The sequence below is a fragment of the Salinimicrobium soli genome (assembly GCF_048323655.1).
Classification (GTDB): Bacteria; Bacteroidota; Bacteroidia; order Flavobacteriales; family Flavobacteriaceae; genus Salinimicrobium; species Salinimicrobium soli.
The window spans coordinates 90,117-117,071 of record NZ_JBLUWW010000001.1; the positions used below are offsets into that span (position 1 = coordinate 90,117).

A 26,955-nucleotide genomic window follows, 5' to 3' on the forward strand; every position below is an offset into this window, starting at 1 on the left:
TAAATATGATAAAAGCATTAGAAGAAACAACTGAGTACCTACAAGAAAGAGGCTTCGACAAGCCGGAAATAGGAATTATTTTGGGTACAGGTTTGGGTAAACTGGTAGATAAACTTGAAGTAATTTCTGAAGTTAGTTATAACCATATCCCCAGCTTTCCCACTGCGACTGTCGAATTCCACCGGGGTAAGCTGATCTTCGGAAAACTGGACGGGAAAAAGGTAGTGGTAATGCAAGGCCGTTTTCATATCTATGAAGGCTATTCGTTTTGGGATGTGACTTATCCGGTGCGGGTTATGAAAAGACTTGGCATCAAAAAGCTTCTTATCTCTAATGCAGCCGGAGCAATAAATCCGGAATTTAATAAAGGGGAGATCATGGTCATTGATGATCATATCAACCTGCAGGGCGGCTCACCTTTAGCCTTTAGAGGCGTGGAACACCTTGGCACCCGCTTTACCGATATGAGCGCACCTTATGACCAGGAGAGTATTCGTCTTTTGGAAGAGATCGCTAAGGAAAATAATATTACACTTAGAAAAGGTGTCTACGCTTCAGTTGTTGGCCCACAACTGGAAACCCGGGCAGAATACCGCTACTTAAAGATCATTGGGGCCGATGCGGTGGGCATGAGTACGGTGCCCGAAGTGATCGTGGCCAATCACCTAAATATTCCTATTGCTGCAGTTTCGGTCCTTACAGATGAAGGTAACCCCGATGACCTGAAACCCGTAGATATTGATGATATTATAAAAACCGCTTCGGAAGCAGAACCTGACATGATCGTACTTTTCAGGGAGCTTATCAAAAGAATCAAATTAAAAACACCTGCCGATGCCTAATGCAGAACATGTGGTCATAGTTGGGAACGGCATTGCCGGCATTACGGCTGCACGCCACATCAGGCGAATTTCCAACAAAAGGATCACTGTGATCTCTGCGGAAAGTAAATACTTCTTTTCCCGCACCGCGCTCATGTATGTCTACATGGGCCATATGAAATGGGAACATCTGGAACCTTATGAGGACTGGTTTTGGGAAAAGAACCGAATCGAATTAAAACAAGCCTATGTAGAGCGGATCGATGCTGACTCAAAAATGCTCTTTTTGAGTGGTGATGAAACTATGGCTTTCGATAAACTGATCCTAGCAACGGGCTCAGTTCCACGGAAGCTCGGTTGGGAAGGTCAGGATCTTCGCGGGATACAGGGACTGGTTTCTAAACAGGACCTGGAGCTGTTGGAGGAGAATACCCGGAATAATTGTCAAAAAGCCGTCATCGTTGGCGGCGGACTAATTGGGGTGGAACTGGCAGAAATGCTCCACACCCGAAACATTCCAGTGAGAATGCTCATTCGGGAAAATTCCTTCTGGCGAAATGTGTTACCGAAAGAAGATTCCGAATTTATTTCCCGGCACATTGAAAGCCACGGGATTGAATTGAGTTTCAATTGCGAAATGGAAAAGTTCATTGGACAGGAGCGGGTGAAGGCGGTACAGCTAAAGAATGGCGAGGAAATTCCCTGCGACCTTGTTGGCCTCACCGTGGGAGTAAAACCACAAATCGGTTTTTTAAGGAATTCTGAAATAGCTACAGAATCTGGCATTCTTGCCGATGAATTTCTTCAAACCAACTATCCGGATATCTATGCCATTGGCGATTGTGCTCAACTGCAAGAACCCCCGGCAGGGAGAAGACCTATTGAAGCAGTCTGGTACACCGCCCGCATGATGGGGGAAACGGTGGCACAGACCATCTGTGGAAATCCTACGAAATACAATCCCGGCCACTGGTTCAACAGCGCAAAATTCTTCGAGATCGAGTACCAGACCTACGGCAAGGTCGCAGCAGATCCTGAAGGGAATGAGCAGCATTTTCATTGGGAACACCGGGATAAAAAAAAGGCAGTTACAATAGCTTTTGATCGGGAAACCAGCCGTTTTCTGGGGATCAATACCTTCGGAATCAGGATGAGGCACGAGGTTTTTGACCGCTGGCTTTCCGAAGAAAGATCCATAGAACATGTGCTGCAAAACCTGAGAGAGGCTAATTTCGATCCCGAGTTCTACGACCAGCATCAGCAAGAAATATTCAACAGCTTTAAAAAGAATTTAGTTCATACCTGATTTTCAAATAAACTATGTCCACAGCTCAAAAAAGAATGGCCCTGGCGGGTGAACCTCCAAAGAACCTCAGCACAACCCAAAAAGTTGCGACAGGTATTGGCTGGACAGGTTTATTTATTCTCCTCCTTTCTATATTAAATACTCAGCTCCCCCTGATCTTTCTATGGATCTCCCTGGCACTGATAGCCGCAGGGGTTATTCTTTTTGCAAATGATCAATATTTAGGGAAGCCTGCCGGAATTAAGAACGATGGGGTATGGTTTAAGAATATTTCCTCCCGTGGTAGTCTCGCCTGGGGCGCGGGTATCCTGCTCACCCTTTTTTACGTGGTGCTTTATTGGTTTCCTGAATACCTGGGCCTGACAGCTTCAGGGGAGGCCAACACCGGGATTATTGCTTTTTTCGATCCTCTTAGCCGCATGATCAGCGGGCATCCCGCCAGCCAGTGGTTTGTTTACGGCGTTTTGTACACCCTCGCCATCCTCGCCTTTGGCTATAAGTTCATTTTAAAATACCGTCACAATAGATACGAGGTTCTACGCACCTTTTCGGTGATGTTCTTCCAACTCGGATTTGCTTTTTTGATCCCTGAGATCCTCATGCGACTCAACCAGCCCTATTATAACCCAAACGTGATATGGCCACTTAATTATGATCTCTTTGCGGGTTATAAACTCAATGAATTCTTTTCTGCGGGGAATGTGGGACTGATCATGCTTGGTTTTGGCCTCGCCTCTATTTTTGTCATTACCCCTATCCTCACCTACTTCTACGGAAAAAGATGGTATTGCTCATGGGTTTGCGGCTGTGGCGGACTCGCAGAAACAGCGGGTGATCCTTACCGCCACCTTTCAGATAAAAGTAGAAGCTCATGGATGCTGGAGCGCTGGTTGATACATTTTGTTCTCGTGTTTGTAGTAGTTATGACAATTGCGGTGGTCTACAGCTTTCTAAATGAGAACCCGGGGGAATTCTGGCTCAGCAAAAATTCTTTTTTATTGGGAACGGGTATTTTTCTCACAATCCTGTTCTCCCTCATCATGATCTTTAAAAGGGATCAACTCGCAAAGGATGCCAAATATGGCGCAATTGGATTTTTTATTGTAATCCTCAGCATCATTGCATTGTATTATACCAGTGGCATCTCCTACGGATATTTACTACGGGAATGGTACGGCTTTTTGATCGGTGCCGCTTTTTCAGGAGTAATAGGTGTTGGATTTTATCCCATTTTTGGAAACCGTGTGTGGTGCAGGTTTGGCTGCCCCATGGCTGCGATCCTGGGGATGCAGCAAAGGCTCTTTTCACGATTCCGAATAACGACCAACGGCGGCCAATGTATCTCCTGCGGAAATTGCTCCACGTATTGTGAAATGGGAATAGATGTGCGGGCCTATGCCCAAAAAGGGGAAAATATTGTCCGGTCGAGTTGCGTTGGCTGCGGAATTTGTTCTGCTGTTTGTCCACGCGGGGTTCTAAAACTGGAAAATGGTCCGCTTGACGGAAGGATCAATGGAGATGACGTGCTCCTGGGGAACGATGTCGATCTTCTTGATCTAATTCAGCAGCAGAAGAAAGCTGCCAAAAAATCATAAACACCAATACCCAAGCATTTATCCACCGAAGCTTTAGAGAAGGAGGACTAAATTCCAATTTAAAGAACCGCCTTCCGAAGACAGGTAACCAGCATTATAATTTATAAATCATTAGTGCATCCGTGGCTTTAGAAATTTTGAATCCTGAATTTTAGACCCGAAATCATTGCAGATTGATTTTCTTTGCAATATGCCGCTAATAAAAGCTATTATTCCCGCCCATAATGAAGCCGATTCTATAGGTGCCGTCATTAAGGATATTCCTGAAATGGTGAGCGAGGTGATCGTGGTGAGCAACAATTCAACTGATGCTACCGAAGAGAATGCAAGTTCGGCAGGGGCCACAGTACTTACTGAAAGCCGAAAAGGTTATGGCTATGCCTGCCTGAAAGGGATGGATTATATAGCATCCCTGAAAGAAAAACCTGAAATAATCGTATTTTTAGATGGAGACTACAGTGATTTTCCCGAAGAACTTGTGAAGATCGTAGATCCCATTTTAGAGCGTGATGTTGACCTGGTAATTGGCGCACGCGTAAAACGTTGGCGGGAAAAAGGAGCCATGACCGGCCCACAGATCTTCGGAAATTGGCTGGCGACCAGCCTTATGAAATTGTTCTTTAACGCCAGGTTCACTGATCTTGGCCCCTTTAGAGCGATCAAATATGATAAATTACTGGCCCTGGAGATGGAAGACAAAACCTATGGCTGGACAGTAGAGATGCAGTTGAAGGCACTTAAGAGGAATTATACGTATGAAGAAATTCCGGTGCATTACAGAAACCGGATAGGCGTTTCTAAAGTGTCGGGTACCGTAAAAGGTGCTTTCATGGCCGGGGTAAAAATTTTGGGATGGATCTTTAAATACAGCTTCAAGTAATGCAAACTCTGTTGCTCATACTATTCTTTTCCCTGCTATTGGTGATCTTTCTCTATAGTCTGGCACAGCTAAATCTGCTGATCAATTATCTGAAACAAAGAAACAAACCGGACACCTCCCAAAAATGGCATTTTTCAGAAGCTTCCGATATGCCGCATGTTACCATTCAATTGCCTGTTTATAACGAAAAACCGGTAGTGGAACGCCTGCTAAAGAACATTGCCGAAATTGACTACCCCAAAGAAAAACTGGAAATCCAGGTGTTGGACGACTCTACAGATGACTCCACAGAGCTCACAAAAAAATTAATTGCTGAAATTCAAAGCAGGGGAATTGATATTCAGCATCTGCAACGCACCAACAGAAAAGGCTTTAAAGCCGGGGCTTTAAAAGAGGGATTGAAAACTGCAACAGGGGAATTTATTGCCATTTTTGACTCCGATTTTCTTCCGAAGAAAGACTGGCTATATAAAACTTTACCATACTTCAAAGATGAGAAGATTGGCGTCGTGCAAACCCGCTGGGGACACCTGAATCGCAATTTTTCCCTCCTCACAAAGTTGCAGGCTTTCTTGCTGGACTTCCATTTTATTTTGGAGCAGAATGGCCGTAATGCCGGGAACCACTTTATCAACTTTAATGGAACCGCCGGAATATGGAGAAAAAGCTGCATTCTGGATGCCGGGAACTGGCATGGCGATACGCTTACCGAAGACCTTGACCTGAGTTACAGGGCACAGCTGAAGGGATGGAAATTCAAATACCTTGAAAAGGTGGAAACTCCTGCCGAACTTCCCATCACTCTAAAAGCCGCCCGCTCCCAACAGTTCCGCTGGAACAAAGGGGCCGCAGAAAACTTTCAAAAGAATTATTCAAAAATGCTGTTTTCTCCGGGCATCTCCTTCAGGACTAAATTACATGGCTTCTTTCATCTCTTAAATAGCAGCATGTTCTTCCTGGTGCTGTTGCTGGCATTATTAAGTCTACCACTTCTGGCTATTGAACCCGGCAATCACAGAGAGATATTAGTTGGAATTCTTAGCTTTTTTAGTATTAGCACCCTCATTTTCTTTTTTTCCTACTGGACAACTTTTGCCAAGACTCATGGCCGCTCTATGGTTTCATTTTTAAAATTCCTGATCACCTTTTTTACCTTTTTCGCGATCGCCATGGGGCTATCCCTCCACAATTCGATTGCTGTTTTGGAAGGGCATTTCGGAAAAAGAAGCGCCTTTGTTCGCACCCCTAAATTCAATCTTACAAAAGGCCAATCCTATAGATCCTCCGAAAAGCAGGAATTTTCAATACAACTATTATTCGAAATGCTGTTAATGACTGTATTTGGCCTGGCCGTGTTTTATGCGTTCAAGCGGGAAAATTACAGTCTGCTCCTGTTCCACCTCATGCTTTTCTTCGGATTTGCTTATGTGGTCTTTACTTCTTTAAACATTCGGTTTTGGAAACCTAACAGTTTTTCAAAACCTGTTAGGTCTGGAGTAAAATGAAACAGTTTCTAAACCTCTACAAGATCCCTCTACTCCTGTTTTTTTCCGGCTGTGTCTTTTACTGGGCTTTCGCTTATGATCTTGAGAGAAGTGATTTTGTCAAACTCTGCAGTCTCTACGCTGCCCTGTTCTTTGCAAGCTGGAAACTTTTTCAAATGGAGAAGTTCAATATCCGTAGCCTATTCGGCGTAGCCATAATATTTCGGTTGATCTTTCTTTTTTCGCTTCCCAATCTTTCTCAGGATTACTTCCGGTTCATCTGGGACGGCAGGTTACTATTGGAAGGAATTAATCCGTATCTCTCCACGCCACAGGAATGGTTGACAAGTGCTATTTTACCGTTTCCACAGGTACAACAACTCATCGAAGGTATGGGTAGTCTGAGCGCAGGTAATCACACGAATTATCCGCCCCTCAACCAACTGCTTTTTGCACTTTCAGCATTTTTTGGCGGAAAGAGTATCCTGGGAACAGTGATCGCAATGCGGACGCTAATAATTGGCGCCGATATCGGAATTTTTTACCTGGGACGAAAACTACTCCGGAAATTAGATCTTCCCGAAAACCGCATTTTCTGGTATTTACTCAACCCATTCGTTATTATTGAACTTACCGGAAACCTTCATTTTGAAGGAGTGATGCTATTTTTCCTGCTTGGTTCCCTTTACCTCCTCCATCAAAAAAAGTGGTTTTTGAGTGCAATTCTTTTAGCCTGTTCAGTATCTCTTAAGCTGATTCCACTACTTTTCCTTCCGTTATTCTTCAGAAGATTAGGACTAAAAAAAGCCCTTTTTTATTATTTGATTGTCGGCGGAGTAAACCTGCTATTTTTCCTTCCTTTCTTTTCCGAAGCTTTTGCCGAAAATTATTTAGCAACTACCGCACTCTGGTTTAAGAAGTTTGAGTTCAACGCTAGTTTTTATTACCTGGTTAGATGGATAGGATACCAAATGGAGGGATACAATATCATTGCCCTTGCCGGACCTTTACTGGCCTTCCTGACTTTTACTGCGGTTCTTGCCCTGGCCTTCTTCCGAAGAAATATTGCATTAAAGGAACTGCTTGTCTCCATGCTGCTGGCGATCACCGTTTATTTCCTGATGGCAACAACGGTTCACCCCTGGTACCTCGCAACTCCCCTTCTGCTTTCTATCTTTACCCGCTACAGGTTTATGTTGCTCTGGAGCTTTACTGTAATTTTAAGCTACTTTGCCTACTCACATATTGAGTTTCAGGAAAACCTCTGGTTAGTTGCATTGGAATATTTGATCGTTATCCCGGTAATAGGCTGGGAATTAGTTAGAGCGCGTAATAAAATCTCAGTTAATGTTCTCTGAATCATAGGGAATATAATTTTTCCATTCCCACGGCGTATAAGTATCCCTGATCGCCATCTCCAGTAATTCCTTAAAGATGCTTTCACCGTTCTCACTGTTGGTCATAATCAAAATTCCTTTTCCGACTTTGGGGAATATGACCGAGTAATGTTGAAAACCACTACCATTTCCACCTTTAGAGGCCGCCCAGCCATAGGGTGTTTTAAATAAACCCCAACCCAGGCCATAAGAAAGTTCGATCTCATCATTTAGCTTACCATCTTCTAGTGAAAGTGGCCCAAACTGCCTCAGCGACCTAATCCTTATTTGCGGATTAAAAATTTCTTCCCAAGATTCTCTTGTAAGGATCTTCTGATTTAAAACTGCAATTAGAAATTTGTTGTAATCTTCAAAGGTGGTTTCTAAAGTACTGGGAGCCCGGGGTTCGTTATCCTTATCCTTTTGGTAAGCCTGTCCAATTTTATTGTGGCCCCGTGCATAATCCTTTTCAAATTCCTCCTGCCACTCGAAGCTTGAGTTTTGCATCTTCAGAGGTTTGAAAACGATCTCCTGAGCTAGCTCCTCAAAACCTTTTCCCGTGATCTTCTCCAACACTACCTGTAAATAAACCATTCCTTCACCTGAATACATATACCGGCTTCCCGGCTCCTGCTTCACTCTGAGTTTTTTATCAGGTTCAAAAAATCTCCAGTTTGGAAAACCGCTGGTATGAGCAAGGCACATCCTTGCAGTAATCTTTTGATAGAGAGAATCATTTTTTAAATCAGAATAATCATCATGCCAGTCAGCTTGAGGTTTATACTCGAATATTCTTTTTGGAAGATATGACTCTAAAGGAGTGTCAAGATCTATTACCTCTTCCTCCACCAATTTCATAACTACTACACTAAAAACAGCCTTACTTAAAGATGCTCCATACATGTTGGTGGTTTTCTCTAGCACCTGGCCGTCGTTATTATTGGCGAGACCAAGGGATTCCGAATAAACCGGTTGTTTTCCATTAAAAATGGAGATTGCTGCCCCCGGAATCTTAGCTTCCTTCATGAGGTTCTCAACTTTTTGGGTAAGGGAATCCGCGGAAATAATAGACCCGTCCAGCCTCTCAATTTCCTGTGCAAATCCAGATCCCGAAAAACAAAAAAGCAGCAGCAATACAGAAGCGGTTTTTTTGGAGAACCGGTTCTTGCCCTTTTTCTTAAGAAAAGGAATCGATAAGGGATAATAACATTTTTGGCTGTTGAGAGCAGTAAAAATGTTGATCAGCATTACAATTACAGCGTATGGAATTATTAACACTATCACAGTAATTAAAGGTCCCGCGCCAATTATAACCCTTCCAATAAGCATCATCAATAGAATAATGGTAACAAATACCACGACCATAGTAAGATGAAAATTGACCACTTTTCGTCCGTGCTCATCGTAAACCTTGCTATCTTCCCTTTTGTGGATCCATAAAAACAGCGGAATAAAAATATTAGCCAGCGGTACCACGAATCCAATGAAAGGAGTAGCATGCATTAACAGCAACCATTTCTTCTGAATATCTTCTTCCCTAGGATTATCGAGAACCATCAGGTCGTCTACTTCCACTTCAAGAGCAGTAGCCAACAATTTTACAGTTTGCAAGTGAGGTTCGGTCTCCCCTTTTTCTATTCGCTGTATGGTGCGTACGGTAACATTGGTCTTTTCTGAAAGATCTTTTTGTGTAAACCCTTTTAGTTTCCTTTGATAGATAAGATTTTCTGCAAGTTGGTTTTTACTTTCCATTACGTTATTTGTTTGGACCAAAACTACGGCAAAGGGGTTGCAATTTAGACGATATTTAGATGTCACCTGCATGTCATTTCCCCTTGTACAAAGGCTTTACAGCTGAAGATGCAATTTTGTGGTCCAGGCCGATGGCAATTTAGCAAATATTGTAAACCAGAGAAACCATATAAAGAACGTCAAATAAAAAGGTCTCAAAAATGCCATTTTTGAGACCTTTTTAAATAAATAATCTTTCCTGTCTACATTCCCAGTATATAGGCAAACATCAACGGCGCCACAATGGTGGCATCACTTTCAATGATATGTTTTGGAGTATCGATATCGAGTTTTCCCCAGGTGATCTTCTCATTAGGCACAGCTCCCGAATAAGACCCATAACTGGTGGTCGAATCTGATATCTGGCAGAAATAACTCCAGAAAGGAGTGTCAGTTCGTTCCATATCCTGGTACAACATTGGTACCACACAAATTGGGAAATCTCCTGCAATCCCTCCCCCTATCTGGAAGAATCCAATTCCATTGTTGGAATTATCTGTATACCAGTCAGCCAGAAAGGTCATGTATTCAATTCCGGACTTCATAGTACTCGCTTTCAGTTCACCTTTTAGTACATAGGAAGCAAAAATATTACCCATTGTACTGTCTTCCCAGCCCGGAACTACCATTGGCAGGTTCTTTTCCGCAGCAGCATACATCCACGAATCTTTAAGATCGATCTCGTAATATTCCTCAAGCGCTCCGGAAAGCAAAAGCTTGTACATAAATTCGTGCGGGAAGTAACGTTCTCCATTAGCTTCGGCATCTTTCCAGATCTTTACGATATGCTTCTGGATCCTTCGGAAAGCTTCTTCTTCAGGAATACAGGTATCGGTTACCCTGTTAAGTCCTTTTTCCAGCAGATCCCATTCATCCTGAGCTGTAAGATCGCGGTAATGCGGAATTCTTTTGTAATGTGAGTGAGCGACCAGGTTCATCACATCTTCCTCCAGGTTAGCGCCGGTACAGGAAATGATGTGCACCTTATCCTGACGGATCATTTCAGAAAAGATCTTTCCCAGCTCTGCAGTACTCATAGCACCGGCAAGAGAAACCAACATTTTGGATCCTTTATCGAGTTGTTCCCGGTAGGCTTTGGAAGCGTCAACCAGGGCTGCCGCATTAAAGTGTTTGTAATATTTTTCTACGAATTCTGTAATTGCTCCTTTACTCATCTTCTTCGTCTTCTTCGTTGTAATTTAAATATTTGAATTTGTAGCTAAGCATCTTGTAATAAAGCTTTGCCGCTAAAAAGTCTGATGATTTTTCTTTTTCGTTCGGGTTGAGTTCAACAATATCAAAACCTACCACGTTCTTCTTCTTGAACATGAGTTTAATGAACTCCAGGGTTTCATACCAGAACATCCCTCCCGGCTCCGGCGTACCGGTGGAAGGTAAAATGGAAGGATCGAACACATCAAGATCAATGGTAATGAATACATTTGGCGTCATTTGTCCAATCGCATCATCCATCCAATCCTCATAAAGATCATCGGCAAAATAGGTTTGGTTTTCATCCATATGATCAAGCTCTGAAACATCCATAGAACGAATTCCTACCTGGATAAGGTTGGCTTTTTTACTCGCCTCATGAACAGCACAGGCATGGTTACAGGTGCTGCCTTCATATTCAGGACGAAGATCAGCATGCGCATCCAGCTGCACCACGGTAAGGTCTTCAAAACTTTCGTTGAAAGCTCTAATCGTACCAATGGAAATGGAGTGCTCCCCTCCAAAAATGGTCACGAACTTCTCCTGTTTGATATAATTTTTCACCGTTTTGTGAACCGCTTCCACCATTTTTTCAGGGGAAGAATCCTCGGTAACCGGCGGCGCAAGGTAGACTCCTTTTTTATAGACCTCAGTGCGGGTTTCTATATCAAAGAGCTCCATATTTTCTGAAGCCTCCAAAAAGGCATCAGGACCTTTGTCAGCTCCTTTTTGCCAGGTACTCGTCCCGTCATAAGGCACCGGGATCAATACTACTTTCGCGTCATCTAAACGTGCATACTTGTCCGGAATGCCGGCATAATTCTTTTTACTCATGGGTTAGCGATTACGATGTTCTAATTGCTTGATTTATTGAATTAAAAATAAAAAAAATATTGACCTAATTATTATAGCCAAGGATCTTTAAGAAATCCTCCGGCTCTTGTTGTTCACTGTATAGTTTCACCTCTAACTCCCCGTTTTCATCCCTGTTGATCAACAGCTGTTTTGGCTGCGGAATGAGGCAGTGTTGAAGTCCGCCAAAACCTCCTATAGTGTCCTGGTAGGCACCGGTATTGAAAAACCCTATGTACAGTGGTTTTTCTTTTTTATACTTCGGAAGGTAGATTGCGTTGGTGTGCTGCTCTGAGTTGTAATAGTCATCACTGTCGCAAGTGAGACCACCCAATAGCACCCGTTCATATTCATCTCCCCAGCGGTTCACCGGAAGCATCACAAATTTCTTGCTGATCGCCCAGGTGTCCGGAAGGGTTGTAATGAAAGAGGAATTGATCATATTCCATTTTTCCCGATCGTTCTGTTGTTTTTGATACAGGATCTCGTAAATAGCTCCCCCGCTTTCGCCCACAGTGAATGATCCAAATTCGGTAAAGATATTAGGAACCTCCACTTCAGCTTCATCACAGGCTATTTTGATCTGGTTTACGATCTCCTCGACCATGTACTTATAGTCGTAGTCAAAGGCAAGGGAATTCTTAACCGGGAATCCGCCACCAATGTTCAAACTGTCCAACGTAGGACAAATGCGTTTCAGGTTGATATAAACCTTAAGACATTTAAGCAGTTCGTTCCAGTAATAGGCAGTGTCACGGATACCTGTGTTAATAAAGAAGTGCAGCATCTTCAGCTCCACCTGGTCATTATCCCGGATCTGCTTGTTATAGAAAGGAACGATGTTCTTGTATCCAATCCCCAAACGGGAGGTATAGAACTCGAATTTAGGTTCCTCTTCTGAAGCGATCCTGATCCCTATCTGGAATTTGTCATCTATAGCTTCTTCAAGCAGGTCAATCTCTTCGTAATTATCAATAATGGGAATGCAGTTCTTGTGGCCTTCATTGATAAGATCAGCAATATTGCTGATGTACGTATCCCTTTTGAATCCATTACAGATCACATACGTATCATCTGTGATCTTTCCTTTTTTCTTCAGGTTCTCAACAATATCAATATCTACAGCCGAAGAAGTTTCAATATGAATGTCATTTTTGAGTGCTTCGTTCAGGACGTGCTCAAAATGTGAACTCTTCGTACAATAGCAGTAATTATAACTGCCCTTGTAGTCACTCTTTTTAAGTGCCTCTGCAAACCATTGCTTTGCCTTATTTATATTTTCTGAAATTTTGGGCAGGTAAGTGAATTTTAAAGGAGCCCCATATTCTCTGACCAAATCCATCAGATCTATCCCGTGGAACTGCAATTCATTGCCCTCGACTTTAAATTCCTCGGTGGGAAAATAATAGGTCTGGTCGATTAAATCGCTGTACTTAGTGTTCAATTTTTAAGTAATAGAATTATTAAAAGTTAAAAAGTAGAAATTATAGTGCAATGCTAAAAAAATAAGGTGATAAATGTTTGTTAAGGCGTGCAGAAGAACCCGTGCCAACAGAAAGGAAAAGTAAAAACCAGGCCAGCCCGGCCGGTAATAAAACGTTCATTGATTTAGCTTAGCTAAAGCAAATGTATATTAAAAAGCCGGAAATTTGCAGCTTTTTTTTCTATGAAAAATGCAATTTTCCGGACTTATCTTTTTGTACTGTTTCCACAACAATAGTTGCAGAAAAATGCCTGACTAAAATCTATAGATTTCCAAGGTTAATCAATTCCTGTTTGGAGAGAACTCTCCAGTGCCCACGCGGAAGATCTTTTTTGGTCAATCCACCATAGACAACACGATCCAATTTCACCACTTCGTAGTTCAGACTCTTAAAGATACGCTGTACTATATGTTGTTTTGTACTTCTAAGTTCCAGTCCAACTTCTCTTTTTGGTTTATTCTCTACATAACTGATCTCTGTAACATTGACCACCCCGTCTTCAAGTTTCACACCTTCCTTTATCTTCTGAAGGTCATCATATGCAAGATCCTTATCCAGTTCTACATGATAGATCTGCCTGATCCCGTTCTTTGGGAAAGCCAGCTTTTTAGCCATGGCTCCATCATTCGTAAACAATAAAAGTCCGGTGGCCTGAGTGTCCAGTTTTCCAACCGGGTCCAGCTTGGCTTTTGATGCGTTGGCAACAAGATCCATCACTGTGCGGTTCTTCTTTTCAAGGCTGCCGGTAACATAAAATCCTTTAGGTTTATTTAGCAGCACATACTCCGGTTTTTCCGGATTTATACGCCGACCGTCAAATTTCACTTCATCGGTCAATTTTACTCTGTGTCCCATTTCGGTGATCACTTCTCCATTCACCGTCACGTTTCCGGCGGCTATGTAGATATCGGCATCTCTCCTGGAACAGATTCCGGAGTTTGCTATATATTTATTCAGGCGTATTCCTTCATCAGCACTGCCCTGCTTCCGTTTTACGGGTGCATTTCCGCGGGACATATTCTTCGGATCTCTTTCATTTCTCTCCACCGGTGCATTTCCGCGGGCATGGGATTTCTTGCGACCTTCTCCGCCTTGCCTTCCGCTTCCTGTCCTGCCCGAGCTTCTGTCACCTCTACTTCCGGATGACCTGCCATTTTTACTCATAATTCTCTAAATTTTGTACAAAGATAAGAGTTTGAACTACAATAGTGGTTTTTATAATTCCGAAGCAATAAAGGAGAACCCGCAGAATTTCCACAGAAACAGCAATTAGAACACCCTGCTCAGCAAAGTATCCAGATCGATCAGGAGGATACTAAAGACGCCCGCTACTATGATAAACTTAAGGAGATTGTGGAGTAAAAGGTACTGCCACTTCGCCTTGCTGAAATAAAGGGTAAGCAGGAAAATAGCCAACAGCCCAAAAACACTGTAGAAGAAAACATCCATTTTCCCGATTTCAAAAAGAGTGACGAGGAAATATACGGGCACAGCCGAGAGTAAAGCAAGTCCGCTCAATAAAGCTTTCGACAGGCGCTCGCCGTAGACAATAGGAATAGTCCTGTAGCCCTGCACCATGTCACCTTTCATGTTCTCGAGGTCTTTCACCAGTTCACGCATCACGATAATGAGATACAGAAAAGTGGCGTGAACAAATATGACGGTCTCGAAATTCTTGTAATAAACAAACACCGCAAAGAACGGAGTGATAGTAAGCACCGAAGCGACCAGGTTGTTGAGGAAAAGGATCTTTTTAAGTCGGTGAGAATAGAACCAGATCACGAAAATGTAAATGGAAAAGAAAACTACCGCCCGAAAAGAGACGTAGCTGGCGAAAAAGATACTCGCCAGATTAAGTATAAAATATACAGACAGTTTAGTGCGCTGGCTCACGAACCTGTCCAACATGGTTTTTTGAGGTCTGTTTATCAGGTCTTTTTCGCTGTCGTAAAAATTGTTGATGATATATCCTGCTGCCACTACCGAAGCAGTTGAAAGTACCAGGAAGAAAAGATTGGGATCAAAAAGCACTTTTCCAAGCGGATGCTCGGGCGCCAGAATGAACATCGAGGTAAGGTACTGCGCAATTACGAGCACAAGGATATTGTAACCCCGTACAACCGAAATTAAACTTAGAACCTTGAGTAAAAGTCGTTTTTTGGATATGGAGACCATCGTTTCTCTAGAAGTTGTAGACCACTTCTAAACGATAATCCTTCAGCGCTTGTCTTGCTTTATCAATATCTTCAGTAAATCCAAGGATGTAACCTCCTCCTCCTGAACCACAAAGCTTCAGGTAGTAATCGTTGGTCTCAATTCCTTTTTTCCAAAGCTTGTGGAACTGTGCCGGGATCATCGGCTTAAAGTTATCAAGCACCACATGCGACAGCTTTTTGATGTTTCCAAAAAGGGATTTTACATCACCTTTCAAAAAGTCATCTACACAGGCATCAGTATGTTTCACAAACTGTTCTTTCAGCATGATCCTGAAAGGCTCCTGCTTCATATTTTCCATGAAAATATTCACCATGGGCGCTGTTTCTCCTACAGAACCGCTGTCTAAGAGGAAAACGGCTCCTTTTCCATTTTGTAGTTGGGACGGAATGCCTGCCGGCTCAATATTATCTTTAGAATTGATTAGGATTGGAATGCTCAAATAGGAATTCAAAGGATCAAGGCCGGAAGATTTTCCATGGAAGAAAGATTCCATTTCTCCGAAGATCTCCTTGAGTTTTAAAAGCTTTTCACGGGTGAGGTTTTCCAGTACCGTAATCTTTTCGACTGCATACTCATCATAGATGGCAGCTACCAAAGCTCCACTGCTTCCTACCCCATAGCCCTGAGGAATACTGGAATCAAAATACATCCCTCTATCAATATCCTCGTAAAGGTCCTTCATGTCAAATTTCACCAACTCAGGTTTTTCCTCCTGAAGACCTTGAAGGTAATCAGCGAAAAGTCTGAGACGACGGTTAGATTCTTTAGCTCCTTCGGAAGGATTTTCATCTACCTTTAAAGCTCCGTTATAGAAATTATAAGGAATAGATAAACCTTTGGAATCTTTGATGATCCCATATTCTCCGAAGAGAAGAATCTTTGAATAAAATAAAGGTCCTTTCATATTGACTTTTTTAGAGTGGGCTCCACCCCCTGTTTTCAGTAGTTCACTGGTGCCCGGTAACCTCAGCTATGCAGTCCAAAGTTAGTAAAACTAAACAAATTTCAGCGTCGGCAATCGCCTCAGGCGCATGATTATGATCAGTTTATGATAAAAATTTGTTAAACTAACTCCTTCAAAAAGGCAAATATACTACCCTTTTAAACACCGTACAACTGCCTGATTTTCAATTCAAATTTTAAGCCAGTTTTTTAGCCCCCATTCCGGTGTGATCCTCTATGAACTGTCCTTTATCACAGTGTTGGGCAAGTTCGGTTTTTATGAATTGCAGAACTTCTTCTTTTTCTTTTTCAGGATAAAGCACATGGACATTTGCCCCGGCATCCAGGGTAAAGCACAGGTGCGAGCCGGTTTCTTTCCGAAACCTGAAGATCTTTTCTATAATAGCCAGCGTGTTCGGTTTCATTAAAAGAAAATACGGCTGACTTGTCATCATCATAGCGTGCAGCGTAAGAGCTTCGCTTTCCACCACTTTTATAAATTCTTCCAGATCTCCTTTCTTCAAAATTTGTTTCAGCTTTCCAAGGTTTTCATGAGCCTGAGCAAACCGCCTTTCGGCATAGGGATGCTCTTCCATTAAGCTATGTCCAACAGTACTGCTCACCTGCTTTTCTCCCTTGTCCACCAGCAGGATCGTATCCTGGTAATTCTGAAAAACCTCTAATACAGCATATGGATACTTCAACCCGAACAAATTACTGCTGCCTTTTATTTCTTCATTTTCGCCCCACACTACCAGTTCTCCTTCAATACTTCTGCAAGCACTTCCGGAACCTAACCTTGCCAAAAAAGAGGCTTTTTTGGTGAAAAATTCGTTATCCATGGTAGGATCGAGTTCCTTTTCCAGGCTCATAAGGCAGAGAGCCAAAGCACTCATTCCGCTGGCAGAAGAAGCGATACCGCTACTATGAGGAAATGAATTGGAAGTCTCAATTGTAAATTTATAATCCTTCAAAAAAGGTAAATATTCAAATGTCCGCTCAAAGAACTTTTGAATCTTAGGCTTGAAAGATTCCTTTTTTTCCTTCTCAAAGTAAAGCTCAAAATCAAAATCCGTTGCAGCTTTTTCTTTTTTGGAATAACGCAGGGTGGTGGTGGTTCGGCAATTGTTGAGGGTAAAACTAATAGACGGATTTGCCGGGATCTGGTTGTCCAGTTTACCCCAGTATTTCACGAGCGCAATATTACTGGGACTTTGCCAGGTCACTTCTCCTTCGGTCGCCCGGCCGGAATATTCCTGCGGAAGAAAATCTTGTTCGGTCATGCTATGAGAATTTGAGCAAAGATAAATTTATTGTTCTGAGGTCAGGGCTTTGGCAGCAAGAAATCCGCCGGTCCATGCATTCTGAAAGTTAAATCCGCCGGTGATCGCATCAATATTCAGCACCTCCCCTGCCAGAAAAAGGTTTTTATGGATCCTGCTCTCGAAGGTTTTAAAATCCACTTCCTTTAATTCCACTCCTCCTGCAGTCACGAATTCTTCTTTAAAAGTACTTTTTCCATGCACCTGGTAAACCCCTGCGGTAAGTTCTGCAGCCAGTTTCTGTAATTGTCCTTTATTGAGGTCTGCCCATTTTTCGGTCTCCAAAATTCCAGCGGCTCCCACAAGGCTTTGCCATAATCGCTTCGGAAGTGCGAACTGTGCAGTTTTATGGGGAAACTGTCTGGCATTCTCCTGTTTCAGGCGTTTTAGTTCCTCTTCCATTTCTTCCAAAGAATATTCGGGCAGCCAATTGACCTCAATTTCAAAATTCTTGATTTCGCTGAGTTCCCTTGCACCCCAGGCCGAAAGCTTAAGAATAGCCGGACCACTCATACCCCAGTGGGTTATGAGAAGAGGACCTTCAGTAGCCAGTTTCCCCTTTTTCAGCTTCACTCTGGCTTCCGTAGCAATTCCGGGCAGATCTTTGATCCGCCTGTCTGTTATATTAAAAGTAAATAGCGATGGTACTCCCGGCACTATAGTATGGCCAAGTCCTTCCAGCAATTCCCAGATTTTAGGATTGCTCCCTGTGGCCATCAATAATTTTTTAGCAGAGAAATTTTCCTGAGAACTCGTAAGCTGCCAAAGTTGATCATTGAATTGAAGGTCTTTCACCGCCCGCTTCGTAAGTACATCAATCTTTAGCCTGCGGGTCTCCTGCAGGAAGAGATCAATAATAGCTTCGGAAGTGTTGGCTTCCGGAAACATGCGGCCGTCTTCCTCGATCTTCAAAGGCACTCCGCGTTTTTCGAACCACTCAATAGTATCCCCGGTCATAAAGGAATGGAAAGGACCACGCAACTCCTTCTGCCCCCGCGGATAATTGCGGGCAAGTTCCTTCGGAAGGAATTCGGCATGGGTCACATTGCAGCGTCCTCCTCCGGAGATACGTACCTTGGTGAGCACCTCTTTTCCTCTCTCCAGAATGGCTATCCTCGCTGAAGGATCCATTTCCGCAGCATTTATGGCGGCAAAAAATCCGGCGGCTCCACCTCCCACTACTATTATATCATATTGCTGAACTGCTTCCAAAAATGGCTTTTTTAAATCTGCTCCAAAGGTATCTAAAAATGCCCTTTTTGAATCTTGTTGTGAACTGAGCTTCCGCAGCAAAGCCATAAAACTTTCTTAAACAGCCGGTAAGGCCTGATTTCTTGTTTAACTTTAAATGAGTAATCTTAAAAAACATCCAAAAATGTCAAAACCAGAAGGATTTCCAGAACAGGAGCAGGAGCGACAACCAGGTAGGCAGGAAAAGATGCATCCGGAACCGGAGATCATCAGGAAAAATTATAAAGGCAGTGGAAAACTACAGGGAAAAGTAGCGCTCATAACAGGTGGTGACAGCGGAATTGGTCAAAGCGTTGCAGTTCACTTCGCTACAGAGGGAGCCAAAGTTGCTATAATATATCTGGCAGAAGATGAGGATGCGCAAAACACTAAAAAAATGGTGGAAGAAGCCGGTTCTGAATGCTTACTTCTGGAAGGAGATCTAAAAGAAAAAGATTTCTGCAAAAAAGCAGTTCAGCAGACTGTCCAAAAATTCGGAAATCTTAATATCCTGGTCAATAATGCCGCCTTGCAATTTCCGAAAGAAGAACCTGAAGAGATCACTGCAGAACAATTTCAGAAGACCTTTGAAACCAATATTTATCCCTACTTCTATATGGTGAAAGAGGCCTTGAAGCACCTAAAAGAAGGAGATTCGATCATAAATACCACATCGGTAACTTCGTACCGCGGCAGCAAACACTTACTGGATTATTCGAGCACTAAAGGAGCAATTACCGCATTTACCAGATCTCTTTCCAAAATGGTGGTGGATCGTAAGATCAGAGTGAATGGAGTGGCACCGGGACCTATCTGGACTCCGCTTATTCCCGCTAGTTTTGATGAGGAACACGTAGCTGAATTTGGCAAAAAAGTTCCCATGGGACGGGCAGGACAACCCAGTGAGGTTGGACCCGCTTACGTTTTCCTGGCCAGCGAAGACAGCAGTTACATTACCGGACAGGTGATCCACGTGAATGGTGGTGAAATTGTGGGTGCTTAACTCCGGAAACTGACGGAATGGGATGGACACAAATATTAGGATTGGTTGCAGGTGCATGTACTACAGCTGCCGTAATACCACAGATCTGGAAAGCATGGAAGACCAAAGAGGTGGACGATGTATCTCCGGGAATGTATTATGTATTAATAACGGGTCTGGCGCTTTGGACGGTCTATGGCTTTATCAAAAGTGACATTCCTATTATTGCCACCAACGGACTCGCTTTTCTTCTCAACATTTTTATGCTTTATCTCTTTTTCAGGTACAGAGAAAAAGAATGAGAACACCACTTGTTAATCTTGATTAAAATTTGATTAAACTCCTCTTAAAGCAATTGCAATAGGGCTTCCCGTCAATTACTTTTAGAAAAAACAGCATATGTCCCGTACAATAGGAATAGAAAAAAACCCTCAAACTTCGGAAAAAGAGTTCCATGAATTTATAATTGATAAGGACCATCCCTGCCTTATGGCGCAGACGGTCTTTAGCATGGATAAGGTAGATTATCACGAATATGAAAATTTTGGCTCCAGGGAAACTGCTAAAGCCATTTTAAAAGATCTTAAAAAGTATATTAGCAACTACGATTTTGATTCTAATGAATTCCTGACATTTCTTGTGGCCTTTAAGGGAAGACAGGAATATTCAGAAGAAGAATTTGAACAGACTTTGTGGAAACAGCTACAACATATACATGATCTGGATGACGCGGACTGGGACCAGGAAGTAGATCCTGATCCTGAAAGCAAGAATTTCAGCTTCAGCCTTGGTGGCCGGGCATTTTATATAGTGGGGATGCATCCAAACAGCTCCCGTAAAGCCCGACAGTCGCCTTATCCGGCAATCGCTTTCAATCTTCACTGGCAATTCGAAAAACTTCGCGAAATGAATACATACCATACCGTGAGGGATAAAATAAGGGAAAGGGACATTGAACTCCAGGGAAGTATAAACCCAATGTTAGAGGACTTCGGAGAAAATTCTGAAGCAAGGCAATACAGTGGCCGGGAAGTGGGAGATGAATGGAAATGTCCTTTCCATAACCATAAGAAATAATAGATGTTCCAACCCAAAAAGTATCAAAAGAAAAGTCCTTCCTATATTTTTGATTTCATTCAGGCCCATCCCTTTGCCACCTTCGTGATCAACGGAAAGGAATTGCTTGCCACACATATTCCGGTCCTGGTAAAAGGTACTCCCGAAAAATTCCTTTTATACGGTCACATAGCTAAAGCCAATGAGCAGTATGACCTGATTGAAGATGAACTGGAAGCTCTCCTGATCTTTCAGGGACCGCATTCCTATATTTCATCATCCTGGTATAGGGAAAAGGACATTAGCACCTGGGATTATTCCGCTGTTCACGTCAATGTGAAATTAAAGATCCAATCTCCCGAGGAACTGGTGGACTCTTTAGAAAAGTTGGTGGAACATTTTGAAAAAGAGGAAGAAAATCCCCTTTTATACAGGGATATTCCGAAGAAAATGATCGAGGATCATCTTCCTTTAATTAAAGGCTTCTGGATGGAACCTTTCAAGGTCCAGGGAATCGCCAAACTGCACCAGGGATTCCATTCCGAAGATGTAGAAGCCATTACTAAGAATCTGGAAAAAAAGGAAAATTCACTTGCATCAGAACTCAGCAAACACATTAAGAAGGAACATGATACACGTTATTGAAAAACAGACCGGTCAGGCATTCAAACTAAAAAAAGGGCAAAAACTAAAGGTGATCGACCCGCAGGGGGAGCAGGTAAGTGATATGGTTCTTTTTAATGCGGAAGATGTCCGGGAAAAGATATCTTCCGGCAAAACTCTCGACTTTGAGGAGAGTATTCTTATTAGCTCCGGAAATTATTTGTGGAGCAACCGAAGCCGTAAAATGATGAAGATCCTGGAAGATACGAACGGAAGAAATGATTTTCTTCTGGCACCGTGTAGCCCGGAAACTTTTAAGATCATGTACAATAATCCTGACTATCATCCCAGTTGCTTTGAAAACCTTTATTCCAGCCTGAGACCTTTTGGAATTGAGCCAGATGATGTACCTACTGCCTTCAACATTTTTATGAACGTTCAGTTTGACTCTCAAGGAAAATTAAGTGTAGATCCGCCTTTATCCAAAGCCGGGGATTATGTACTTTTTGAAGCACAAATTGACCTAATAGTGGCACTTACCGCCTGTTCTGCAGAAGATAGCAATAACGGCAGTTTTAAACCTATTCATTACGAGATCCTGGAGGATTGACCGGGGAATTTTGTAGGGCGGTTCTCGAGTTTCTTCTATATGAGAGAAACAAGATAATTGAAATAAAGAACTACAATAACACCAAAAATAGCAACAGCAAATACGATCGTTTTACTGACCTTAATCTTCATATTAATCTTAATTATAGAATAAATGTAAAAAATACAATTCTATGATTTTGAACATTAACAAAGCTTTAAATTATCACCTCCACCCTACTCGTTGAAATGCTGAAAAATCCGATTAAAAGCATGCTGACTATCCTGCCCCCTTACTCTGTTTCCTTCTAAAACCATTGTAAAGAAACACGACCGGTTTTATTACAAAATGTAACTAAGAATTTGTGTGAAAATAATAATGGCTACCAGTGCGAAAGGATAAACCGTGGCATAGGCTACCTGTGGCCCTTCGCTACTTGTCATAGAATCAACCGCACTCAACCCGGGAGTACTTGTCATTCCTCCTGTCAGGGCTCCAAGGACCGATAGAAAATTGATCTTAAGAAATACTCTTGCTATTAATACCACAATGATCATTGGTATAAGCGTAATAGCTGCCCCTATTGCAAAAAGGCTGAGGCCGTACTCCTGAATTGTGGGACCTAAATGACTGCCGGCTGCGAGGCCTACAGGAATTAAAAATAGTAAAAGGCCGAATTGCCGGAGAATCTGATTTCCGGTACCCGGGAGATTCCAAAGAATAGGTCCGGTCTTTCCTATTCTACTTAAGACCAGAGCCGCTAATAACACCCCACCGGTAATTCCCAATGAAAACCTGGTGCCTCCAAAAAGAGGTATTTCAATCCCACCCAGGATCAACCCGATAACAATACCCAGGGCTACCGGTAAAAAGCTGGTAGTTTGTACCTCTTTCATACTATTACCAAATAGTAAGCTAAGCCCATTTACATTTCCTTTGGTTGATGAAATTAAGAGACGGTCCCCGAATCTTAGTTTTACCGATGGTCTTGCAGGCAAATCTATACCTGCTCTCCGAATTCTGGTCACAGTAGCTTTATAGTTCTCTCTAAGACTTAACTCCCCTAAAGTTCTGTTCACCACGTTTCTCTTGGAGATTACATACCATTTAATTTCGAACATTCCGCTCTCTGGAATATCAATATCTGTTGGATGCCCTAATAGAAGCTCTACTTTTTCAAGAGCTTCTTTGGTACCCACGGCTCTTACCAGGTCACCCTTACGCAAAACAAGATCTGCTGCCGGAGGGATGGAAGTTTCATTTGACCTCATCACTCTGGAAATATTCGCCTTGGTCATCATTCTTATGTGTAATTCCCCTATGGTTTTTCCGTCGGCGTTATCATTGGTTATGATAAAATTTTTATGGGTTACTTCAGGAACTTTGATTTGGGTTTGTTCTTCATACATTTTTTCTTCTTTAGCAAAATTGGCAGCAAAGAGCTTAGGAGCCAATTTCACGAAAAGTATTACCCCTATAACACCAAAGGGATATGCAATTCCATAGCCAATAGATGCTAAATATGAACCGGTGGCTTCAATAGCTGCTGCAAGACCCGGAGTACTCGTTAGAGCTCCCGAAAATAATCCTACAGCAACCCTGTAATCAACCTCAAAAATAGTAGCCAAAACAAAAGTTGTAATAGCACCTACCACAACCGTCAAAAAAGCCAAACTTATAAGTTTCGTTCCCTGAGATTTATATACGTCAAAAAAAGTGGGGCCCGCCTGCATTCCGATAGTAAAGATGAAAAGCAATAGACCGGTTTGCTGTATTATCCCCGGTAATGAGAACTCTACACCCTGAGAAAACATAATGTAGCCATAGAACATAGCCACAAAAATTACAGCTGAAGAATCGAGCGACAGGCCTTTATAGGAAATCTTACCCATACTTATACCTATACCGATTATAATGAATAAGGCTACATAGTCTATGCTCAGGAAGTCGAGGAGTGAAGACATTATAAAATCTTTTTTATTATTTTCAAGTACTTAAAAAACCATTCAAGTGTGGTTTTTTCAGAACAAATTTTAAGCTGCAAATATCCGCTATTCAAAAACAATATTATAAGCCGACTTCATAAAATTCACGGTCCTAAAAGGAGTTTTTTTGAGTTAGGGATTCTGTCATTATAACCTTCCCGTATTCCGGCAACAGCAAATGTTAAGTATTTTATTTAGAGAAACTTCAAAAGACCCTACCTTCCTCATTTTTTCTTTATATTAGCACCTGTTAAATTCCCGTTAAAAAGCACTTTGGCATAATTATTCCATAACCTGTACGGGTACAACTATGAAACACCTTCATGAAAAATATTAAAATCCTACTTTTTTCGGCATCGATCCTTTTGTTTTCCTGCAGTACGGACTCCAACGATGATCCTTCAGACGGAAAGTCTGCAACGGCGTCCAGCTGTGTAATGGAATTAGCTGATCCCAACTGTACCATAGCCTTTCTTGAAGCCAAGGATGGGGAGTGGACAAAGATCTTCAAGTCTGGAGAAAATGCCAACCCTTTATTTTTATATGCCAACGGAGAAACAGGAAACCCTCTTGGCACCGTTACCCTGAGCATGAATAACGGAATTCCTCAAGTCAGGATCAACGATTCTGATCTGGATGATGTTCTGGTTCGGATTTCTCAGGATGAAGCAGGGGTAAAATCTGAATGCAAAGTAGTCGAGAATATACCTGAACCTGCCAGTGAAGATGCTCCCGATGTTGATATTAAATTTTCGAAGACTTATACTTTCCCTCTATACCTGCAGGTGGAGGCTAATGTGTGTCCTTAATCAAACAGCAAATCATTAATCAGAATGAAATATCGAAATATCCTATACATCCTACCCCTCCTAACCTTCTTTGGAGCCTGTACGACAGATTCCGTTGAGGAAGGAAATAATCTTACTAATTCAACTGAAGAATCTGTAATATTTCAGGATGATCCCGAGCAGGCCAATTTAGAAACAGGAACTGTTGCCGATGTTTATTACGCAGGGATGAAAGTGCCTGTTGAACTCTACAATGATACTTATATTTATCAGGGTGATATCCTGCTTCCTGAAAACCTTGTAAGCGAAACACCTCAGAAACTTGTGTATGAAAAGTGGGAAACCCCTTCCACTGATAAGAGCGTAGGCCGAACCTCAGCCAGATGGCCTAATAATACTGTGTTTTATGCTATTGATCCGTCTCTGAGCAACAAGGACAGGGTTTATGATGCTATTGAACATTGGGTGGAAAACACCAACATTCAGTTTGTACAACGAACCACCCAGACCAACTATATTTATTTTGTGGGAGGGGACGGATGTTCTTCCTATGTTGGAATGAAAGGTGGAAAACAAGAGATTACTCTTGCAGGTGGCTGTTCCACAGGGAACACTATTCACGAAATAGGGCATGCTATAGGATTATGGCATGAACAAAGCCGGGCAGACCGCGATAGATATATTACTATTCTTTTCGATAACATTGAACCTGATAAAGTTCACAACTTCGACACATACGCCGATCAATTTATGGATGGTGCAGAGTATACAGCAGTTCTGGACTTCAATTCTATTATGATGTATAGCTCGTATGCGTTCTCCAAAAATGGACAACCTACTATTGTAAATAAGGACGGTAGTACGTATAATACTCAAAGAGATCGACTTTCACCGGGAGATATATTCGGTATTGACACTATGTACTCTTACAAGACTTATGAAGAGCTCTATTCTAATGGAAGGTATTATACGCTTAATGGACTCATGGTCTACCGCATGCATGACAGGTGGTATTACTATAGTTCCAGCGGGTGGCGGGAAGTAGTATACACGAACGAAGCATGGTTCTTTGCTGATTAACTATAAAAATGGCCCGGAAAATTCCGGGCCATTTTTTTATTTTAGAAGTCTCTTATCTTAAGTAAGAACAGGAGACTCTTGCTCCTTAGTTTCCAGCTCAGCTTTTCTAATTCTCTTCATTTCTTTCCACATTAGACCCGAAATTAAGAACGCCACAGCTAACAGCCCGGCAAAGAAATACAGGGTTCCATTATAGCTGCTGGTCATATTTCTACTCCAGGCAGCAAATAAGGGTCCTGCCATACCTGCCGCCGCCCAGGCAGTTAAAATATATCCGTGGATGGCACCGAGTTCTTTAGTTCCAAATACATCTCCTATATAAGCCGGAATGGTTGCAAATCCCCCACCATAACAGGAAAGAATAAGGAATATTAAAATTTGGAATAAAAGGGCGTTTCCTACTGTGGGTAACAGGAAGAACGCTACTATCTGGATAGCAAAGAACATAGCATACATCATAGGTCGTCCAATGATATCAGAAAAAGAAGCCCAACCAATTCGGCCGACACCGTTAAAAAGTCCCATTATTCCAACCATAGTAGCTGCCGCAACTACACTCATTCCGGCATATTCCTGCGCCATTGGGGATGCTACCGAAATAATTGCAATTCCACATGAGATATTAATGAACAACATAAGCCACAGGTACCAGAAGCGTCTGGTCTTGACAGCTTCATTAGCTGTAAGTTGTGAAAGGTCCTTTTTTACTGCACTTTTTCCAGCCTTAACTCCTTCCTTAAAACCTTCAGGCATCCAACCTTTTGGTGGAGGTGCCAAATAAAGTGAAGATGCAAAAATCAGTACAAAATAGATACTCCCCATTATAAAAAAGGTATTCGCAATACCCACTGCATCGATTAGATAGACAATTACCGGACTACTAATCAAAGCCGCAAAACCAAACCCCATGATGGCCAAACCTGTTGCGAGTCCACGCTTATCGGGAAACCATTTTACTAAGGTCGAAACCGGGGTGATATAACCTAACCCTAAACCTATACCTCCAAATATTCCATAGAACAAGTATAAGAGGTAAATAGACTCCAGATATATTGCTATTCCCGATCCTGCGATACCAACACCAAAAAAGATCGCGGCGAGCAGTCCAGACCTTCTCGGTCCTTTCTTTTCAAGGTAGTGACCAAGAAAAGCTGCCGAAACTCCCAAAAAGAATATGGCAAGGCTAAAGGTAAATTGCGTCTCTGCAAGTTCCCAGCCAAATTTTTGAATTAGAGGTTTTGTGTAAACGCTCCATGCATATACAGAACCAATAGAAATGTGAATGCCTACTGCTGAAGCCGCAATAAGCCACCTGTTTTTTAGTTTTTCTCTTTTTTCCATCTTCTTAAATCAATTAAGG

General features: G+C 42.3%; 24 protein-coding genes. 13 read left to right on the forward strand and 11 right to left on the reverse strand.

The window, feature by feature from the left end:
• The first annotated feature begins 5 nt into the window (after positions 1-5).
• The 6 genes from ACNORC_RS00365 (at position 6) to ACNORC_RS00390 (ending at position 7,444) form a co-directional block, all read left to right on the forward strand.
• Entirely contained in the window at positions 6-842 is an 837-nt protein-coding gene (locus tag ACNORC_RS00365; protein WP_418333589.1) for a purine-nucleoside phosphorylase, read from the forward strand.
• Entirely contained in the window at positions 835-2,127 is a 1,293-nt protein-coding gene (locus ACNORC_RS00370; protein WP_418333590.1) for an NAD(P)/FAD-dependent oxidoreductase, read from the forward strand. Before ACNORC_RS00365 ends, ACNORC_RS00370 begins: the two co-directional genes overlap by 8 nt.
• 14 nt (positions 2,128-2,141) lie before the next feature.
• Entirely contained in the window at positions 2,142-3,722 is a 1,581-nt protein-coding gene (locus ACNORC_RS00375) for a 4Fe-4S binding protein (RefSeq protein ID WP_418333591.1), read from the forward strand.
• A gap of 190 nt (positions 3,723-3,912) precedes the next feature.
• Entirely contained in the window at positions 3,913-4,602 is a 690-nt protein-coding gene (locus ACNORC_RS00380; RefSeq protein ID WP_418333592.1) for a glycosyltransferase family 2 protein, read from the forward strand.
• Positions 4,602-6,107: a cellulose synthase family protein gene (locus ACNORC_RS00385; RefSeq protein ID WP_418333593.1), complete on the forward strand. Its 1,506-nt coding sequence runs from the start codon at positions 4,602-4,604 to the stop codon at positions 6,105-6,107. The genes ACNORC_RS00380 and ACNORC_RS00385 overlap by 1 nt, the downstream gene beginning before the upstream one ends.
• Entirely contained in the window at positions 6,104-7,444 is a 1,341-nt protein-coding gene (locus ACNORC_RS00390) for an MptA/MptB family glycosyltransferase (RefSeq protein ID WP_418333594.1), read from the forward strand. The genes ACNORC_RS00385 and ACNORC_RS00390 overlap by 4 nt, the downstream gene beginning before the upstream one ends.
• Here the strand turns inward: ACNORC_RS00390 and ACNORC_RS00395 are convergent.
• From ACNORC_RS00395 to ACNORC_RS00435, 9 genes are all read right to left on the reverse strand, one after another.
• The gene (locus tag ACNORC_RS00395; protein ID WP_418333595.1) at positions 7,427-9,214 is read right to left on the reverse strand and encodes a serine hydrolase; all 1,788 of its coding nucleotides are present in this window, start codon (positions 9,212-9,214) and stop codon (positions 7,427-7,429) included. The genes ACNORC_RS00390 and ACNORC_RS00395 overlap by 18 nt on opposite strands.
• Before the next feature lie 242 nt (positions 9,215-9,456).
• Positions 9,457-10,428 carry a deoxyhypusine synthase family protein gene (locus tag ACNORC_RS00400; RefSeq protein WP_418333596.1) on the reverse strand — a complete coding sequence of 324 codons (972 nt, stop codon included), beginning with the start codon at positions 10,426-10,428 and terminating at the stop codon, positions 9,457-9,459.
• Positions 10,421-11,299 (reverse strand): agmatinase, encoded by an 879-nt coding sequence (gene speB / locus ACNORC_RS00405; RefSeq protein WP_418333597.1) that lies wholly within the window; start codon positions 11,297-11,299, stop codon positions 10,421-10,423. Before speB ends, ACNORC_RS00400 begins: the two co-directional genes overlap by 8 nt.
• A gap of 64 nt (positions 11,300-11,363) precedes the next feature.
• Positions 11,364-12,761, reverse strand: a complete 1,398-nt coding sequence (locus tag ACNORC_RS00410; RefSeq protein WP_418333598.1) for an arginine decarboxylase — start codon at positions 12,759-12,761, stop codon at positions 11,364-11,366.
• Positions 12,762-13,062: 301 nt separating this feature from the next.
• Positions 13,063-13,965: a pseudouridine synthase gene (locus ACNORC_RS00415; RefSeq protein WP_418333599.1), complete on the reverse strand. Its 903-nt coding sequence runs from the start codon at positions 13,963-13,965 to the stop codon at positions 13,063-13,065.
• Positions 13,966-14,070: 105 nt separating this feature from the next.
• Entirely contained in the window at positions 14,071-14,976 is a 906-nt protein-coding gene (locus ACNORC_RS00420; protein ID WP_418333600.1) for a geranylgeranylglycerol-phosphate geranylgeranyltransferase, read from the reverse strand.
• Positions 14,977-14,983: 7 nt separating this feature from the next.
• The gene (locus ACNORC_RS00425; protein ID WP_418333601.1) at positions 14,984-15,922 is read right to left on the reverse strand and encodes a mevalonate kinase family protein; all 939 of its coding nucleotides are present in this window, start codon (positions 15,920-15,922) and stop codon (positions 14,984-14,986) included.
• Between the two features lie 235 nt (positions 15,923-16,157).
• Complete coding sequence (locus ACNORC_RS00430; protein ID WP_418333602.1) at positions 16,158-17,243, reverse strand: diphosphomevalonate decarboxylase; 1,086 nt, start codon at positions 17,241-17,243, stop codon at positions 16,158-16,160.
• A 27-nt stretch (positions 17,244-17,270) separates the two neighbouring features.
• Positions 17,271-18,581 (reverse strand): BaiN/RdsA family NAD(P)/FAD-dependent oxidoreductase, encoded by a 1,311-nt coding sequence (locus tag ACNORC_RS00435; protein ID WP_418333603.1) that lies wholly within the window; start codon positions 18,579-18,581, stop codon positions 17,271-17,273.
• Between the two features lie 76 nt (positions 18,582-18,657).
• Between ACNORC_RS00435 and ACNORC_RS00440 the strand changes: the two genes are divergently transcribed.
• From ACNORC_RS00440 to ACNORC_RS00460, 5 genes are all read left to right on the forward strand, one after another.
• On the forward strand, positions 18,658-19,515 hold the full coding sequence (locus ACNORC_RS00440; protein ID WP_418333604.1) for an SDR family oxidoreductase: 858 nt from the start codon (positions 18,658-18,660) through the stop codon (positions 19,513-19,515).
• 17 nt (positions 19,516-19,532) lie between these two features.
• A complete protein-coding gene (locus tag ACNORC_RS00445; protein WP_418333605.1) occupies positions 19,533-19,796 on the forward strand; it encodes a SemiSWEET family sugar transporter in 264 nt (87 codons plus the stop codon).
• A 97-nt stretch (positions 19,797-19,893) separates the two neighbouring features.
• Complete coding sequence (gntA, locus tag ACNORC_RS00450; RefSeq protein WP_418333606.1) at positions 19,894-20,571, forward strand: guanitoxin biosynthesis heme-dependent pre-guanitoxin N-hydroxylase GntA; 678 nt, start codon at positions 19,894-19,896, stop codon at positions 20,569-20,571.
• Positions 20,572-20,574: 3 nt separating this feature from the next.
• Entirely contained in the window at positions 20,575-21,195 is a 621-nt protein-coding gene (locus ACNORC_RS00455; protein ID WP_418333607.1) for an FMN-binding negative transcriptional regulator, read from the forward strand.
• Complete coding sequence (locus ACNORC_RS00460) at positions 21,179-21,763, forward strand: DUF1989 domain-containing protein (RefSeq protein ID WP_418333608.1); 585 nt, start codon at positions 21,179-21,181, stop codon at positions 21,761-21,763. Before ACNORC_RS00455 ends, ACNORC_RS00460 begins: the two co-directional genes overlap by 17 nt.
• A 320-nt stretch (positions 21,764-22,083) precedes the next feature.
• On the opposite strand, the gene ACNORC_RS00465 is transcribed toward ACNORC_RS00460, so the two are convergent.
• A complete protein-coding gene (locus tag ACNORC_RS00465; RefSeq protein ID WP_418333609.1) occupies positions 22,084-23,706 on the reverse strand; it encodes an aspartate:alanine exchanger family transporter in 1,623 nt (540 codons plus the stop codon).
• Positions 23,707-24,050: 344 nt separating this feature from the next.
• Between ACNORC_RS00465 and ACNORC_RS00470 the strand changes: the two genes are divergently transcribed.
• Together ACNORC_RS00470 and ACNORC_RS00475 are read left to right on the forward strand one after the other, a co-directional pair.
• A complete protein-coding gene (locus ACNORC_RS00470; RefSeq protein WP_418333610.1) occupies positions 24,051-24,536 on the forward strand; it encodes a hypothetical protein in 486 nt (161 codons plus the stop codon).
• 24 nt (positions 24,537-24,560) lie between these two features.
• On the forward strand, positions 24,561-25,595 hold the full coding sequence (locus ACNORC_RS00475; protein ID WP_418333611.1) for a M12 family metallopeptidase: 1,035 nt from the start codon (positions 24,561-24,563) through the stop codon (positions 25,593-25,595).
• 57 nt (positions 25,596-25,652) lie between these two features.
• Here ACNORC_RS00475 and ACNORC_RS00480 read toward each other — a convergent pair whose 3' ends face one another.
• Positions 25,653-26,936 carry an L-lactate MFS transporter gene (locus tag ACNORC_RS00480; protein ID WP_418333612.1) on the reverse strand — a complete coding sequence of 428 codons (1,284 nt, stop codon included), beginning with the start codon at positions 26,934-26,936 and terminating at the stop codon, positions 25,653-25,655.
• Positions 26,937-26,955: the final 19 nt, after the last annotated feature.

Coding starts and splice junctions, on each gene's coding strand:
- ACNORC_RS00390 (WP_418333594.1), top strand. CDS start 6,104: ATGAAACAGTTTCTAAACCTCTACAAGATCCCTCTACTCCTGTTTTTT.
- gntA (WP_418333606.1), top strand. CDS start 19,894: ATGTCCCGTACAATAGGAATAGAAAAAAACCCTCAAACTTCGGAAAAA.
- ACNORC_RS00455 (WP_418333607.1), top strand. CDS start 20,575: ATGTTCCAACCCAAAAAGTATCAAAAGAAAAGTCCTTCCTATATTTTT.
- ACNORC_RS00365 (WP_418333589.1), top strand. CDS start 6: ATGATAAAAGCATTAGAAGAAACAACTGAGTACCTACAAGAAAGAGGC.
- ACNORC_RS00480 (WP_418333612.1), bottom strand. CDS start 26,936: ATGGAAAAAAGAGAAAAACTAAAAAACAGGTGGCTTATTGCGGCTTCA.
- ACNORC_RS00435 (WP_418333603.1), bottom strand. CDS start 18,581: ATGGCTTTGCTGCGGAAGCTCAGTTCACAACAAGATTCAAAAAGGGCA.
- ACNORC_RS00475 (WP_418333611.1), top strand. CDS start 24,561: ATGAAATATCGAAATATCCTATACATCCTACCCCTCCTAACCTTCTTT.
- ACNORC_RS00470 (WP_418333610.1), top strand. CDS start 24,051: ATGAAAAATATTAAAATCCTACTTTTTTCGGCATCGATCCTTTTGTTT.
- ACNORC_RS00420 (WP_418333600.1), bottom strand. CDS start 14,976: ATGGTCTCCATATCCAAAAAACGACTTTTACTCAAGGTTCTAAGTTTA.
- ACNORC_RS00385 (WP_418333593.1), top strand. CDS start 4,602: ATGCAAACTCTGTTGCTCATACTATTCTTTTCCCTGCTATTGGTGATC.
- ACNORC_RS00415 (WP_418333599.1), bottom strand. CDS start 13,965: ATGAGTAAAAATGGCAGGTCATCCGGAAGTAGAGGTGACAGAAGCTCG.
- ACNORC_RS00445 (WP_418333605.1), top strand. CDS start 19,533: ATGGGATGGACACAAATATTAGGATTGGTTGCAGGTGCATGTACTACA.
- ACNORC_RS00425 (WP_418333601.1), bottom strand. CDS start 15,922: ATGAAAGGACCTTTATTTTATTCAAAGATTCTTCTCTTCGGAGAATAT.
- ACNORC_RS00460 (WP_418333608.1), top strand. CDS start 21,179: ATGATACACGTTATTGAAAAACAGACCGGTCAGGCATTCAAACTAAAA.
- ACNORC_RS00395 (WP_418333595.1), bottom strand. CDS start 9,214: ATGGAAAGTAAAAACCAACTTGCAGAAAATCTTATCTATCAAAGGAAA.
- ACNORC_RS00465 (WP_418333609.1), bottom strand. CDS start 23,706: ATGTCTTCACTCCTCGACTTCCTGAGCATAGACTATGTAGCCTTATTC.
- ACNORC_RS00440 (WP_418333604.1), top strand. CDS start 18,658: ATGTCAAAACCAGAAGGATTTCCAGAACAGGAGCAGGAGCGACAACCA.
- speB (WP_418333597.1), bottom strand. CDS start 11,299: ATGAGTAAAAAGAATTATGCCGGCATTCCGGACAAGTATGCACGTTTA.
- ACNORC_RS00400 (WP_418333596.1), bottom strand. CDS start 10,428: ATGAGTAAAGGAGCAATTACAGAATTCGTAGAAAAATATTACAAACAC.
- ACNORC_RS00375 (WP_418333591.1), top strand. CDS start 2,142: ATGTCCACAGCTCAAAAAAGAATGGCCCTGGCGGGTGAACCTCCAAAG.
- ACNORC_RS00380 (WP_418333592.1), top strand. CDS start 3,913: ATGCCGCTAATAAAAGCTATTATTCCCGCCCATAATGAAGCCGATTCT.
- ACNORC_RS00430 (WP_418333602.1), bottom strand. CDS start 17,243: ATGACCGAACAAGATTTTCTTCCGCAGGAATATTCCGGCCGGGCGACC.
- ACNORC_RS00370 (WP_418333590.1), top strand. CDS start 835: ATGCCTAATGCAGAACATGTGGTCATAGTTGGGAACGGCATTGCCGGC.